Below are 14,663 nucleotides of genomic sequence, written 5' to 3' on the forward strand. Positions count from 1 at the left end.
CGTGCGATGCTAGAGGAAGTGCGAGAGAAAAAGCCTCGTGTACCAGTAAATGTTATCGCTACAGGCCATACTCCCATTGTCCGCTTTGTCGGTAACGATATAGATGATGACAACCAACGCTGTTTATTGCCTTGGGTGAAAAAAGTGAAGATTTGGCAAAGTGAAGGAAAAGACGTTTACTTTTTTTGTCACCGCCCAGACAACAAAGATGCTCCCTGGTTAGCGCAGCAGTTTATCGATTTGTATAACAACACTACTCCATCACTCGCGCTAAATAACCTGTCTATTAAAACTCAACCAGAGCAGAATTCACTGTTTTGATGACGAGCAACTGACATTGAGCCTATCAATATTTTTTAATAGATAGCGTTTTTCTAATTCAGCGGTAAACTACTGCTCTTATCTATTTTGGTACTACACCATTATTTACCGTGAAATAACCTCAATGAACCATGAATATGAGAAAGCGCGTATTGCTGCGCTTGAATCGTTAGATATTTTAGATACTTCCCCAAGCAAACAACTTGACGAGCTCACCAAAGCTGTACAAGAAGAGTTTAATGCTAAAACCTGCTTGGTAAGCCTTGTTGCAGAAGATCGTCAATGGTTTAAGTCCCGCCAGTGTATGGATGCTACCGAAACACCGCGTAATATCTCGTTTTGCACCTACGCGATAGCCGAAGAAGAATACTTGATTGTTCCCGACGCTAAAGCCGATAAGCTATTCGCTAATAACCCGCTGGTTACTGGCAGCCCTTACATAAGAGGTTACGCTGGTGCTATCTTGCGCAACAAAGATGGCTATGAATTGGGTACGTTATGCCTTCTATTTGATGAACCACGTGACTTTTTAGACGTTGAGATAGCAAGCTTAAAAAACCACGCCCGCACAGTTGAAACTATTATTTTTTCAGAACACCTTCCAGCATAACCCCAGCGCTAGGCTTTGCGTATCGCAAAACAAAAACGCATCACTAAAAAGTGATGCGTTTAATAACTCTCTAAGCACTATGTCTATCTGAAATCAGCTGCGTCTAATTCATGCTTTTTCATAAGTTTATGCATGTCTGTACGGTTTCTACCTGCAAGCTCTGCCGCGCGCGTTACATTCCCGTCGGTCATTTTTAGAAGCTTGTGCAAGTATTGCTGTTCAAACGCATCTCTAGCCTCTGTAAGCGTTGGCCAGCTTTGTTTAGTGGCAGACAAGGCCTGCTCTACTAAGTGAAGCGGAATAACAGGCGTTTGCGTTAACGCAACACACTGCTCGACCACATTCACAAGCTGACGTACGTTACCTGGCCAAGATGAGGTTACCAGCTGTTGCATAGCGTCATCAGAAAATTGGCTTACATTCACGCCATGACGCTGTGCGCTTTGCTGCAGCAGCGAGCGAGCCAGAAGTGGAATATCTTCACTTCGCGATTTTAGCGACGGAAGTTTTAGGTTCACCACGTTGAGACGGTAATATAAATCTTCGCGGAAGGTGCCTTCTTCCATTTCTTTGTGCAAGTCTTTGTGCGTTGCAGAAATGATACGCACATCGATATCTACGTGCTTGCTACTACCTACTGGACGAATTTGACGCTCTTGTAATGCACGCAGCAGTTTTACCTGCAGCGTCATCGGCATATCGCCAATCTCATCCAAGAACAAGGTACCGCCGTCGGCTTCTCTAAACAGACCAGGGTGAGCAGCTACAGCACCGGTAAACGCACCTTTGGCATGACCAAATAGCTCAGACTCAAGCAAGTTTTCAGGTAATGCTCCACAGTTAATAGCCACAAATGGTTTGTCGCTGCGGTTACTGGCTTTATGAATGGCATTAGCAAGTAACTCTTTACCTGTACCGCTCGCGCCGCTAATAAGCACAGACACTTCACGCTGAGCTATACGGAACGCCTGGTCTAGTACATTTAGCATTTCTGGAGAACGGGTGATGATGTCCTTTGCCCAATCCCCAGGCTGTGCAGCTTGAGACTGGCTAAGTGCTTTTTGCAGCAGCGCGCGTAATTCATCGTGATCTACAGGTTTAGGCAAAAACCCAAATACACCACGCTGAGTGGCTGCTACCGCATCAGCAATGGTGCCGTGAGCCGTCATCAGAATTACAGGAATATCTTTTCTAATTCCCATAATTTCTTCAAACAAACTCAGACCATCTAAGCCCGGCATACGCAAGTCACTTAATACTACATCGTAGTTGTCGTTTTGGAGCTTTCTTAACGCTGATTGACCGTCTTCCACTGCGGTCACCTCATAACCTTCGCCTTCCAGACGAATGGTTAATAAGCGCAATAAGCTCTTATCGTCATCTACCAACAATAAGTTAGGGTTACTACTCGCCTTTTCGCTCACTGTTGTGTACTCCTGTTTTTATCCATCAGTGTTGCTTCAATCTGCAACAATTCTTCTAGTTTTTTGCGCAGGTTAACTGCTTCAATTTCAAGTGCTTTTACTTTCTCGCCACGAGAAGTATTTTCTTGCTCCAACACCACCATGGCAGATTCAAGCTGCATAATCTGATTGTTGTGCGACGCAGCAATAACAGTCACCACTTCTTGCGCAGTGGGTGTAAATGTTCCAGCAATATCATTTAAGGCAAGCTGCGCGCGCAACCTGTCTTGATAAGGTGTATCTGTTGGTAGGGTTAAAACGTAGGCGTGAAGTATGTCAGATGCTGTATCACCTAACGCTTTTAATGCTTGCTTACGCTCTAACCAAGGTTGGTTGGCCGCGTCAATCCACGCGTTAAGCCAATAGGTTGCATCGCAATTGTGCTCGAACCCCTGTGGAGGCTCAACAAATAAACAAAGGCCACGTTCTATTTTAGCTACAGGCGTCACCTTTTCTGGCTCACCTGCGTTGTCGTTGTTCCTGGTTAAACTCTGACATCCTGTCAGCACCAGTAAGGCGACAATTAAACCACTTATTCTCATTTTATTTTTCCTGTTGCCCAATGGTCACTCTAAAGCAAACATCGGCATAGTCTACATCTACAACACGCACATCACCATGCATCAGTCGAGCGCAATCGGCAACAATTGATAACCCTAAACCCGTCCCAATGACATTGTCGTTTCTCGGCTCGGTTCCTCGGATAAAAGGTTCAAATAAAGTATGTACTGACTCTGGAGCAATACGCTTACCGCGATTGGCAACATCGAGTACAAGATTATCGTTTTCTTTATAAAGGCTAATATTTATCGGTCTTCCCACTGCGCCATGCGCGACAGCATTGGACACCAAGTTATCAAGTATTCTTCTAAACAGCTCCTCGTCTATACGCACCTCGGACGCAGTTATCTTTACTTCCACTTCTCTATCCTGAATGGCGAGCGCGTAATCTTCTAAACAAGCAGAAACTAACTTACTAACGTCACTTTGTACCATTTTCGGCTGAGCTTGTTGCAACAGCAGGTTGTAGTCGAGCAACTTTTCCACCAGCGTGTTGAGCCTTTGCGTGCTAGCAGTAAGTAGCGAAAGTACTTCGCGTTGACTGTTATTCAACTCGCCCACCACGTTTTCAGACAACAAGCTGCAGCCTTCTTTAATGCTGGCAAGCGGAGTTTTGAGCTCGTGAGCAGCGTGTCGCAGCAAGGCGGTTCTAATATGCTCCAACTGCTGTAGTCGATCATAAAGCCAATGTAAATCTTTCTCTACATCAATCAGTTCTTTTGGCGCTTGTCTTGAAAGGGGTGGAAGCTGACCATCGCTGTGGGCCATGATCCTTATAATCTTTTTTAAGTTGTTGACGGGGTTCACAATAAGCTGACTCCCCATCAATATTAGCAATAACGAAACGCTTACAAGCATGGCCGTAGACCAAGCTTGTTTTGCTTGCATGGCATTTAAATCATCTTGCTGGACTTTGACACGTTCAGTAATAGCGGCTTCTACATCGTCGCGAAGCTGGTCGACGCTATCGCCCACTGATGCAAGGTAAGCATTAAGTAAAAGCTGGTCTTCAATCGCTCGATATTCGGCTAATTGATTTAGCTGTTCTGAAAGTCGTGTGCAGGTAGTTGGTACCGAGAGAGCCTGACATAGATTGTCAGCGGCCACGGCAAATTGATCGATGGCGTTATCAGAAAGAGATGCCACCCTATCATTTCTCAACACAGCAAATTGGCGAATGCTGCGCTCTACGTCAACGACCGCGTTATCGAGTCTTTGCATGTCGCTAACAACATCGACAACAAACCGTGTTTCAAGTGTTGTCATTTGACCCACTTTGGCTAAGTCGCTTTGACTTTGCCAAAGTAAGGCTATAAGAGGGATAAGGGCCAGTACAAAACTACCTAGCGTCAACTGCCTTAGTGAACCAAGTTGTACCAAGCGTTCACCAAACGAAACCTTGTTTATCAGAACCTTACCCTCTTAAATATATTATTTTATCTACTCACTTGCTGTGAGCTTTTCATTGCCTGGCGTCAACTTGCTTTTTGCCAATTCGGCTTCGGAAAGTTTGCCATCTTCGTTGTCATCAATCAGCCCAAAGTTACGCAGTAGACCTGTGTGTCGAACCGCTTCTTTAAGTGATATCAGACCATCTTTATCTGTGTCTAATTCCTGCATCAACGAGCGCGCTGGACTTGCGTACGCGTCCGCTACTGAAATGGCTTGTACTGCAGCAACAGCACAAAGTGCTAAGAAAACTTTTTCGAGACGTTTCATCATGAATCCTCCGCTAAACGCTTTTAAAATCCTTCTCAATCCGCTTTGATACCAGCCCTGTGTCATCAGGTTATGCTGCTATTAAAGCTCATGGATACTACCACTAGTCTTCAATTAACCACTATCATAATTGCATTCAAACTGCTTATGCGATTTTCAGACCAAAAAGAAAAAGCACATTAAAAACAGCAGCATATGCAAATAAGTGTACTATCAACCACTCAGCATACAGGTTAAATGTTGCAAAAAAGAAACACCACTTTGAAACACTGTATGTCAAAGTGGTTTTATCGATGCCTTGCTATACAGAGAAACTGCTATCGCTGTAATGGGAGGGAGAACAAGTGAGCTCCGACAAGGGGATGGGCTTGCTAAACATAAATCCTTGCACATTGTCACATCCATGCTCTCTAAGGTAATTCCACTGTTCAAGGTTTTCTATGCCCTCAGCACATACCGAGAGTGACAGTCTTTTCGCCAAATCAATAATTGCCCCAGTCACAAGACGGCTTCGTTCTGAAGTTTGAATTTCCATTACAAACTGTCGGTCAACTTTTAGCGTGTCGATATTGATTTGCGTCAGGTAACTTAACGAGGAGTAACCCGTTCCAAAATCATCTAGAGCTATGGCGCACCCCATATTTCCGATGCGTCTGAAGAACTTGTTTGAAAGAGTAAAGTTTTCTAGATACGCACTTTCTGTCACTTCAAATTCAATGTTTTCTGGGTTGATGTCATAGAGCTTGAAAGTATTGTAGATGTAGTCAAACAGCTGCGAGCTTCGCAAATCATGTCCAGATAAATTGATTGAGGCTCTAAACGGAGACGTGGCCCATTGTTTTAAATCTGGCATATCAATACAAACGCGCTTAATTACCCAACGGGTAATTGCAGTGATCTTACCGCCCTGCTCAGCAATGGGGATAAACTCGTTCGGCATGACCAAGCCAAATTCAGGATGTTGCCAACGAATAAGCGCTTCTACGCCGATTACATTCCCTTCGTTGTTAACTTTAACCTGGTAATAAACAACAAACTCATCGTTGCTGATTCCTTGCTCAATACCGTTAGCTAAGTGGAGTTTACGCTTATGCGACTCAACCATATCAGGTGTAAACAGTGTGTAGCTGCCCCGCCCTCGCGCTTTTGAGCGATACATTGCAAGGTCTGCATTGCTCATCAGTTCGCTTAGGTCGTAGCCCGCATCAGAAGCCGTAGCGATTCCAACGCTTAAACCTACCGTTAGTGATAAGCCACGCAGTTCAAAAGGCTCATCAAATGCGGTAATAAGTCGCGTTGCCAAGCTTTGCGCTTGGTCAGTAGTCACATCTCTATCGGGCAGTACTAAGAACTCATCCCCTCCCAGTCGCGCGAATAAATCGCCGTCGCGCAGCAAACACTGAACTCTGTCAGCAACCTCTATGAGAATGAGATCCCCGGTTTCATGTCCTAAAGAATCATTGATGCCCTTAAACCCATCTAAATCAAAAAACAGGAGCAGTAAGTCTTCATCATTTCTTTTGGCTCTGGCTAGCTCAAGTCTTAAGTTATCGAGAACAAACTGTCGATTGGGAAGACCGGTTAAACTATCGAAGTTTGCCAGACGAGACATGGTTTCTTGTTGATCAACCAATGTTTGCTTTTGCTCAAAGTTGATAAGTAACTCAACTTCAATGGTATCCAATAAACTATTAATGTTATTCGATAACTGTCCAATTTCATTAGATGTATTAAGTGAACTGCGCAGCGCATAATCTTTTGACTCAAATACTTCTTGAGTAAACTGCCTCAGCGACCCAATAGGAGAAATCAAACGGTATAAAATAAAGACACAAGTGCCAGTGCAAAGCAGCCAAACCGCGATAACGATAGGCACTTGCTTAATGAGCTGGCGGGCTGAACTTGCCGCCATGGTGTCTTCAATGTCCACATAAAGAACAACATGTCCAAGTGGGTATAGGCTACTGCCTACAATTTGATGGGCAGTGATAACATTGTCGTATTGCGTAACACCAAATGGAATTTCTGCAGGATCAAGTGGAACAGATTGATTGGAAAGCTGGCTTAAGGAATTAGGTTGAATGGTGGAAATGACTTGATAGTCGTTGTCATATAGCGTGGCGGAAATAAGATTATCGTGTTCTTTTATCGGTTGAAAAAGAGAGGAAAATAATGCGTTATCACCGGGACTTCGCTCCATGACAACCGATAACTGCAGCGACAAAGCGTTACTTAACGTCGCGGTATTGCCTTTAACCACATCCACCACAGAAGCGTTGTGTTCTAATTTATTAACAATTACCACAGAGAGCGCCAGCACCGACATCGTCAATGCAATGACAAGCCCAATTGGGATTTTCAACGTTCTAAACACTCAACTACCCTTACTTCAGTACTGCAAGCTGTTGTAAGCAAGTGATGCCATAGGCTCTGAAACAGCACTGTCACCGCTAAGCTTTTATTATTATTTGTTCACAATAGTAAGGTACAGGTCGCTAAATTTGAATCCATTTTTTTAGCTAATACAAAAAAGACTAACTGAGTGATGATGAACGCTATGTTCTTTCAACTACTTCAAGTTTAGTTTTAATGTATTGGCTATGGGGAACGTACAATAAATCAGCTATTTGACGAATAGTACTCTCTTCAAGAGGCGCTAAAGATTCATCCGCGTATGCAATAGCCCAGAGGCTCTTTATCACATCTCTTTTCTCATTAGCGCTGCAGTGCTTATTTAGTACTTGAGTAAAACGCACTAAGTCAATTGAATCGTCAGCCGTCTCTTGCCCTCTTTCAAGCAACAACGACATCGCTTCCTCATCTATGTTTACATGCTTTCTGAGCTGTTTCTCGTATTCACTTCTCTCGCTATCCGTTACTTCATTATCAGCGTTTACAATTTCACTAAGTAATGCAGCAGTCGCCAATTCAACGGTATACGTTGGCTCTGTGCGCTTATGCGTGTCTTCGAAAAGTTTAAGAAATGATTTCAGCATGGGGCCCTACTTCTTGTGTCACCGCAGAAACACCCGCGGTTAATGAAATTTGAGTATCGATAAAACTTTTACTCGGTAAAAGCTAAATTCGATTAATTGCTGGATTAGATGGACAGATTTACAGCGATGACCAAGTAAGCAAGTCTATGTAAACTGTATTCAGCGACTAGAGCTGTAAAGTGAGAGTTTAAAAGCCCTCAGAGAAACATGAATATGAACATTTTGCTCGTAAATATATTTTCTAAAGGCGCCTAAATTTTAGTATCAAGTAAGCAAATCACTTTACTCCCGCCATTTTCGAACCACACTCGTTCGCACAGCGCGTGAAGCAAAGGGAGCCCACGCCCAAAGCTTTCGTCATGAACGGAATGACGCCGGCCTACCGTACTTGCCTTATTCCACTCAAAGCCTTCACCACTATCTTCAACCGCTATCAGCACCTTACCTTTAAGGGGTAAAGACTCTATCCTAATATTAATTCGCCCGTGACTAAGCGCTTTTAGAGAAGCCTCGCGGTTTTCGTAATATTGATGGAACCCTGTACTATCAGCTTTGAGTTTTGAGTCGAGTTTCAAGATCCCATGCTCTAACGCATTATTAAACAGTTCCGACAACACGGTATAAATTATCGAACGCACCGCTTGAATGCCCTCACATTGCCCCGCAAGCTGTAGCACGCGTTGGAGAATGTCAGGCTGTTTCAAATGTTGTGCGTCAAGCGCAACTTCATGCACCGATGGCAATCCAAAATCCATCTTTGGTGATACGGGCGTTTTAATGGGTTGAGAGGTAAACACGACTAGCGTGACATCATCGTGAAATGAAGAGGCTGCGCAATGCTCTTTCGCCTTAAGAAAAAGTGAATTGGATTCTATTTTCCCATGCGTCTGCATTTGCTCTTTTACTATTCTTACCAAGCCTTCCTCAAGAAGCATTTCTCCCTCTTGAGTAGTACTCTCAATTAGCCCGTCGCTACAAATTACAAGCTGTTCATTGCATCCTAATTGAATGGTATCGCAATCGGTGTTGAGTTCATGCTCGTCTAGGATCCCTAATGCCATGTGACGTGAGGGGATGCAGCGCAGCGCTAAATCAGTTTTCGCAGGAACAATGACAGCCGGCATTCCACCCTGCCATAAGTTGATTCTATTGCCCCCCGCGTTAATTTCGCCCACCACTGCGGCCATAAACATGTCACTTGGTAGAAACTTAATTAAAATTCGATTTAATTCTGAAATAATCTCAGAAATAGATACCCCTTGCTGGCTGAGTTCCTGAAAGGCTCGGGTTACAGGCAACGCACCAATTGCTGACGCCAAACCATGACCTGTAAAATCTCCCACCACAAAATAAATACCACCACTAGGGCTTGATTCGCATAGAAAGAGGTCGCCATTAAAGGTTTCAGCTGGCTTTAGGAAGCAGTCGAAATGCGCCATTACCTCGGGTCGATTGACAATAGCGTGGCTAAAAATATGTTCCACAATGGCGTGCTCTCTCGCCACTCTTTGATTGAATAATCGAAGTGCTTTATTTTGCTGTTCTATGTGTTCACTCAAAGCACGTATTTTTAAGTGGGCTCGAATTTTGGCAATTAGAATGTGTCGGTCGAAGGGCTTTGTGGCAAAGTCGTTCCCGCCAACTTCCAGACACCTCACTAAGCTTTCTTTATCTTCTAAAGCGGTGATAAAAAGAATAGGTAGATACGGCCCTTTCGCAAGCTTGCGTATTTTGGGTGCAACGTCAAAACCACTGAGCCCAGGCATCACAACATCCAACAAAACCAAGTCGGGTTTTTCGTGCGTAAATTTTTTGATAGCTTCAACACCATCCACCGCTTCGATACACTCTTTATAGCCTGCGTTATAAAGCATGTTAGTAAGCAATGTACGGTTGATAGCCTCGTCGTCAACAATGAGGATCTTCACGTATGTCTCTTCGATAAAATGTTAATTTAGCGACTTGCTTTTCTTACTTAATGTCGAACTTTTTATCGAATCGAGATATTTTCAGGATTTTAGCAACCTGAGGACGGGCATTTTCGATACTGTAGGTTAATTCTCTTTCAGCGAGTGTCTTTTGCATGTTTAACAACATACCTAAGGCAGAGCTATCCATGTATTCAGTACGCGATAAATCTACGGTGATGTGAGAGACATCGGCGCCCAGTTCGCCATAGGCGTTTCTGAAGTCTTCTACCTTACTAAAGTCAAACTTAGTGCCTACATCTACCACTAGTACTTTTCCTTGATTTTGATAGCTCGACGTTATTTCCATATTCGCTCCTTAAAAATGTAAGCAGAAATGCTTCATCACATGCTTTTAACTTTGCTATTCTTATACTAGTTGAACTTTTACACATCGCCATGAAAGTCATCTTAAACTTTCGTATGGTAATGCTTTTTTTATCGCCATTTAGATGGAAAGACGCAATTTATTGAGGTATGTATGCAAGACTGGCAAGACGCCCTTTTGGTCTATAGTACTGAAAGCGGCAAAATAAAGCCTGAGCCAAAAGAGCAAGCGCGTTCGGTGTCTTCTGACGGCGTTGTTCGTATTCACAGGGAAACTAAAGGTCGCAAAGGAAAAGGGGTGTCTCTGATTAAGGGATTAGACCTCGCGTCTGATGAGCTGAAAAAGCTAGGCTCTGAGCTAAAGAAAAAATGTGGTTGCGGCGGCGCAGTGAAAGACGGTGTCATTGAAGTACAAACCGATGACAGGGAAAAGCTCCGCACACTACTTACCGATAAAGGGTATAAAGTTAAGCTTGCTGGGGGCTAATGTAACGCTAGCCAGCTAGCGAGCTCTCACTTTTTCATAAACATATAACAAAAAGAGTCTGAAATGGAAAAGCTGTCAATTTCTGATCTACACATTATTTTAGTTGAGCCTTCTGACACACAAAGAAAGATCATCACCACTTTGTTGTTAAAAGAACACGTAAAGGAAATTGACCCCGTCAGTACCCTTTCCGAAGCTCGTTCAGCGGTAAAAGCGCACGGTGCTGACCTAATCGTAAGCGCGATGTACTACGAAGATGGAACCGCACTAGAACTACTTAAATTCATTAAAGAAGACGACGCATTTAAAACAATCCCCTTCATGTTGGTTTCCAGTGAAAATCGTTTAAGCAAACTAGAAGAATTTAAGCAGGCAGGTGTTGCGGCAATTCTTCCTAAACCATTTGAACCCCTTCATTTGTCTCGTGCGTTAAACGCAAGCTTAGATTTAATCAATCACGATGAACTAGAATTAGAACTATTTGACGTACATGATGTTCGCGTACTTCTTGTTGATGACAGTAAATTAGCGCGTAATCATATTCGACGCGTACTAGAAGGCATGGGGCTTCAACGCATAAAAGAAGCGGAGAATGGCGCTATGGCGCTAACTTATATAAAAGATGAACCTTTTGACCTCGTGGTTACCGACTACAATATGCCCGAAATGGATGGCAGGGAACTATCGGAATTTATCCGCTTTAATCCAGAAACCACACATATACCGATTATCATGGTAACGTCAGAGTCAGCTGACAGTGCACATATGGCTAATATTCAGCAAACAGGTGTGAACGCGCTATGCGATAAGCCTTTTGAGCCCAACGAAGTAAGACAAATGCTTTCAGCACTATTAGGGAACTAAGCGCTAAAATATTAAACGGCGTTCTCAAATTACCCACCGGCAGGTGTATATTTACGGCACCTGCCAACGCTTCATGCCCTAACCGTTTGGCTTTTTATAAAGCCAACAGCGCATTTTAATTACTTTTTCAAGTCCCCCACATTAAAAACAACCATTCAATTTGTAAAAATGGGTTGACACACATAGGCGTTCAACATACATTCAAACCTATGAAACAGAATACTATGCACGTAGCACTTTTCTTTTTTGCGTTTATATCCTTTAACTAGGGAGGCGCGGCTACATGCATGAAAACCTCCCAACTGGGAGGTTTTTTTTTAGCAGAATTTTCTTATACGATAAGCACGGGAATGATATGTCAGACAATGCATTAGATACTGTTAGAGAGCGGATTACCGCTTTAGACAGTGAATTACTTACTTTACTCTCAGAACGCAGAAAGTTAACCAACGAAGTGGCTGAGACGAAAATAAAGCATCACATTCCTGTGAGAGATCAAAAGCGAGAAGAACAGCTATTGGTGCGCCTAATAAAAGAAGGCCAAAACATCGGCTTAGACCCTCATTATGTGACACAAATTTTCCACGTTATTATTGAAGACTCTGTTTTAAACCAGCAGGCTATGCTTGCTGAACGCGCTAACCCTGGCAGTACATTGCCCTTAAACCGAGTGGCATTCTTGGGCGACAAGGGCTCTTACTCTTATCTAGCAACGCAAAAGTACTTCTCTCGTCGCCCCGGCGAATTGCTGGAAATTGGCTGTCAGAGCTTTGCTGAAATTATTCACAAAGTTGAAAGTACAGAAGCCGATTACGCGGTATTGCCTATTGAGAACACGACGTCTGGCAGTATCAATGAAGTGTATGACCAACTACAGCATACCCAACTTAGTATTATTGGTGAACTCACCCACCCTATCCGCCATACATTGTTAGTGGGAACCAACACCAGTATCGATAAAATCAAAACGCTTTACGCTCACCCTCAAGTGTTCACTCAGTGTAGCCATTTCTTAGCAGAACTAGGGAACGTAGAAGTGAAAACCATGGACAGCACCTCGTCTGCCATGTTGACAGTTAGTGAGCTTAAACGCGATGACGTAGCCGCAATAGGCAGCGAAGCGGGTGGTAACTTGTACGGCCTAATGGCAATAAAGAGTAACTTAGCAAACCAAAAAGAAAACCATAGCCGTTTTATCGTTGTTGCGCGCAACCCAGTAGTGGTTCCACTTCAAGTTCCTGCTAAAACAACACTTGTTATGTCTACCATCCAAAAGCCAGGTGCACTTGTAGAGGCCTTGTTGGTGCTACGAGAGAACAGCATCAATATGACGAAGCTTGAATCGCGTCCTATTCCAGGTAATCCATGGGAAGAGATGTTCTACATTGATGTAGAAGGCAATGTAGAAGATGGCCCTGTACAAAATGCCCTTGATGCATTGCGTGGTATTACCCGCTACATCAAAGTATTGGGCTGCTATCCAAGCGAAGAAATTAGCCCGACCAAAGTGGCCGCGGCGAGTGCGCTGGCTGATTAAGCCAGCACACGCCCCAGTGTTTACTTTCTTTCGTTGTAGTGTTTAGGCAGGCTGAAAGGCTTGCCCAACATTACCAACGTCACTTTCACCATTAACCTGGAAGACAGAAACTCTGTTGCGGCCATGCTTTTTACTGCCATACAAAGCTTCATCGGCATTGGCATACAGCGCCTCGAATTGATACTTTGATGACGCAGTGCTGGAGATACCAAAGCTTGCTGAAATATCGAAGGTAAAACCGCTTTCAGCTGTATCAATCTGACGGATACTATTGCGCATACTTTCCGCTATTTCTTTTGCTTTTTTCTCATTACACCCTGGTAATAGTAGGCCGAACTCCTCACCACCTAAGCGCCCGAAAACATCTTCTTTTCTGCAGTGTTTCCTCACCGCGTTAACTACTGCCTTTAATACCCAATCGCCTGTTGGATGACCGTAACTATCGTTAACTGACTTAAAGTGATCAAGGTCGAAAATTACAAAAGATAATACGTCCTGCTGCTCTGACATTCGATCAAGCGCTTTCGATGCCAACTCAGTAAAATAGTGACGGTTCGCCACTTTTGTTAACGAGTCAGTTTGCGCCTTTTCCCTAAGTGCTGCATGTAACTTACGATTTATTATTGCCCACATAAGGACAAGTATCGTGGTGGAAGCAAGCAATGTTATCAACAGCCTGTGATTTTGCTTTTCTTCTCGGGAAAGGGCTGCTTGTGCTTTCAGTAGGCTATTCTCTTTGTCCAGTAGCTGAATTTCGATATTCTTCTCGAGGTTATCGAACTTAGCCTGTTGAATCGCCATTTGCTTAACGTTGTACTCATCAAGGTACGCTTTATCAGCCTCAGCGTATTGAATAAATGCATCTAATGCTTGTGCATTATCCCCTTTCTCTATTGCCGACTGGTACAGTATATAATATGCCGTTTTTCTGGGTTTTGAATATCCCATGCCTTTTGCAAGCTCCGCGCCTTTAAGCGCACTCTCCTGTGCGTTATGAAAGAGCTTATTGGCAAAATAGGCTTGTGCTAGCGCTGTATAGTACTCTGACGTTAATCGTGGATAGTTAGTACTTTCAACATCTGCTTGGATAGCAAGTAAGGCGTCTAACGCCCCTGCGATACTGTCTGGCGATGCTAACATCAGTTGAGCAAGCCATAATTTTGCTAGATTCAGAGCGATTGGCTCTTTACTCGCATTACATACCTCAATAGTTGTATTTAGCGTTTCTCGGTCAAGTCGTCCTAAATTGTGCAGCGACTCACTACGCAGATTGTGAGCCAGGCACGCATTGCGGGAAGAAAGCTCTTGTCCAATTACGCGAGCACTGTACTGCAAACTCTGCTCAAACTCTTCCAACTGATTATAAAAAAGCGCAATCGTCAAAATTGAAAGGTGCTTATCTTTATCTTTCGCTAACGAAAGTAGAGGAACAATATCAGGAATTTGCTGAAGTGCTTTGGGAAAATCCCGAACTAACGCGTAGTTGTTGAGAATTGAATTTTTGGCTCGTAGTTGTAACGATTTATCTGAAGCACTTTGAAACACACTTTCATAAAGTGGAACTGCCTCTATGAGTTTTCCTGAATACGATAAGCTATAAGCATTGAGATAGTTAAAGTATTGGACTTGGGCCGGTGAAAAGGAGGCTGATTTATTACTGAGAGCCGACAATGACGTACGAAACGCCTCCACGTCTTGACTGCGAAGTGCATCAGCGCGCACCAACTGCTGATCAATTTCGTCAGCAGAAAGCGGAAATATGAAAAAGGGGCAAAGTAACGCCCCTATTAAAAACCTAACCACAATTTAAA

14 protein-coding genes are annotated in these 14,663 nt (G+C 43.5%); 5 read left to right on the plus strand and 9 right to left on the minus strand.

Annotation, left to right across the window (positions count from 1 at the left end; translation table 11 throughout):
* Both QVA83_RS06640 and QVA83_RS06645 read left to right on the plus strand, forming a co-directional pair.
* A partial coding sequence (locus QVA83_RS06640) for a DUF72 domain-containing protein (RefSeq protein ID WP_287498268.1) occupies positions 1–321 on the plus strand: 321 nt, incomplete at its 5' end.
* A gap of 124 nt (positions 322–445) precedes the next feature.
* Positions 446–931: a GAF domain-containing protein gene (locus tag QVA83_RS06645; RefSeq protein WP_156078105.1), complete on the plus strand. Its 486-nt coding sequence runs from the start codon at positions 446–448 to the stop codon at positions 929–931.
* Positions 932–1,014: 83 nt separating this feature from the next.
* Here the strand turns inward: QVA83_RS06645 and QVA83_RS06650 are convergent, their stop codons facing one another.
* From QVA83_RS06650 to QVA83_RS06685, 8 genes are all read right to left on the minus strand, one after another.
* Positions 1,015–2,355 carry a sigma 54-interacting transcriptional regulator gene (locus QVA83_RS06650; protein WP_014948857.1) on the minus strand — a complete coding sequence of 447 codons (1,341 nt, stop codon included), beginning with the start codon at positions 2,353–2,355 and terminating at the stop codon, positions 1,015–1,017.
* Complete coding sequence (locus QVA83_RS06655; RefSeq protein WP_156078104.1) at positions 2,352–2,936, minus strand: hypothetical protein; 585 nt, start codon at positions 2,934–2,936, stop codon at positions 2,352–2,354. Before QVA83_RS06655 ends, QVA83_RS06650 begins: the two co-directional genes overlap by 4 nt.
* Before the next feature lies 1 nt (position 2,937).
* Positions 2,938–4,335 carry a sensor histidine kinase gene (locus QVA83_RS06660; RefSeq protein ID WP_061485238.1) on the minus strand — a complete coding sequence of 466 codons (1,398 nt, stop codon included), beginning with the start codon at positions 4,333–4,335 and terminating at the stop codon, positions 2,938–2,940.
* A gap of 60 nt (positions 4,336–4,395) precedes the next feature.
* The gene (locus QVA83_RS06665) at positions 4,396–4,677 is read right to left on the minus strand and encodes an EF-hand domain-containing protein (protein WP_223866688.1); all 282 of its coding nucleotides are present in this window, start codon (positions 4,675–4,677) and stop codon (positions 4,396–4,398) included.
* A gap of 298 nt (positions 4,678–4,975) precedes the next feature.
* Positions 4,976–7,048, minus strand: coding sequence for a putative bifunctional diguanylate cyclase/phosphodiesterase (locus tag QVA83_RS06670; protein WP_156078103.1), 2,073 nt, complete (start codon positions 7,046–7,048; stop codon positions 4,976–4,978).
* A gap of 181 nt (positions 7,049–7,229) precedes the next feature.
* Positions 7,230–7,670: a tellurite resistance TerB family protein gene (locus QVA83_RS06675; protein WP_156078102.1), complete on the minus strand. Its 441-nt coding sequence runs from the start codon at positions 7,668–7,670 to the stop codon at positions 7,230–7,232.
* A 251-nt stretch (positions 7,671–7,921) separates the two neighbouring features.
* Complete coding sequence (locus QVA83_RS06680) at positions 7,922–9,598, minus strand: fused response regulator/phosphatase (protein ID WP_014976030.1); 1,677 nt, start codon at positions 9,596–9,598, stop codon at positions 7,922–7,924.
* A 43-nt stretch (positions 9,599–9,641) separates the two neighbouring features.
* Positions 9,642–9,947, minus strand: a complete 306-nt coding sequence (locus QVA83_RS06685; protein ID WP_014948848.1) for an STAS domain-containing protein — start codon at positions 9,945–9,947, stop codon at positions 9,642–9,644.
* A 171-nt stretch (positions 9,948–10,118) separates the two neighbouring features.
* Here QVA83_RS06685 and yciH point away from each other — a divergent pair, with 171 nt between their 5' ends.
* From yciH to pheA, 3 genes are all read left to right on the plus strand, one after another.
* Positions 10,119–10,451, plus strand: a complete 333-nt coding sequence (gene yciH, locus QVA83_RS06690) for a stress response translation initiation inhibitor YciH (RefSeq protein ID WP_014948847.1) — start codon at positions 10,119–10,121, stop codon at positions 10,449–10,451.
* Between the two features lie 63 nt (positions 10,452–10,514).
* Positions 10,515–11,315 carry a response regulator gene (locus tag QVA83_RS06695; protein ID WP_014948846.1) on the plus strand — a complete coding sequence of 267 codons (801 nt, stop codon included), beginning with the start codon at positions 10,515–10,517 and terminating at the stop codon, positions 11,313–11,315.
* A gap of 283 nt (positions 11,316–11,598) precedes the next feature.
* A complete protein-coding gene (gene pheA / locus QVA83_RS06700; protein WP_170870493.1) occupies positions 11,599–12,852 on the plus strand; it encodes a prephenate dehydratase in 1,254 nt (417 codons plus the stop codon).
* A gap of 42 nt (positions 12,853–12,894) precedes the next feature.
* Here the strand turns inward: pheA and QVA83_RS06705 are convergent, their stop codons facing one another.
* The gene (locus tag QVA83_RS06705) at positions 12,895–14,655 is read right to left on the minus strand and encodes a GGDEF domain-containing protein (RefSeq protein ID WP_014976026.1); all 1,761 of its coding nucleotides are present in this window, start codon (positions 14,653–14,655) and stop codon (positions 12,895–12,897) included.
* Positions 14,656–14,663: the final 8 nt, after the last annotated feature.

It is taken from the genome of Alteromonas sp. AO-Serp, assembly GCF_017849675.1.
GTDB lineage: Bacteria > Pseudomonadota > Gammaproteobacteria > Enterobacterales > Alteromonadaceae > Alteromonas > Alteromonas macleodii.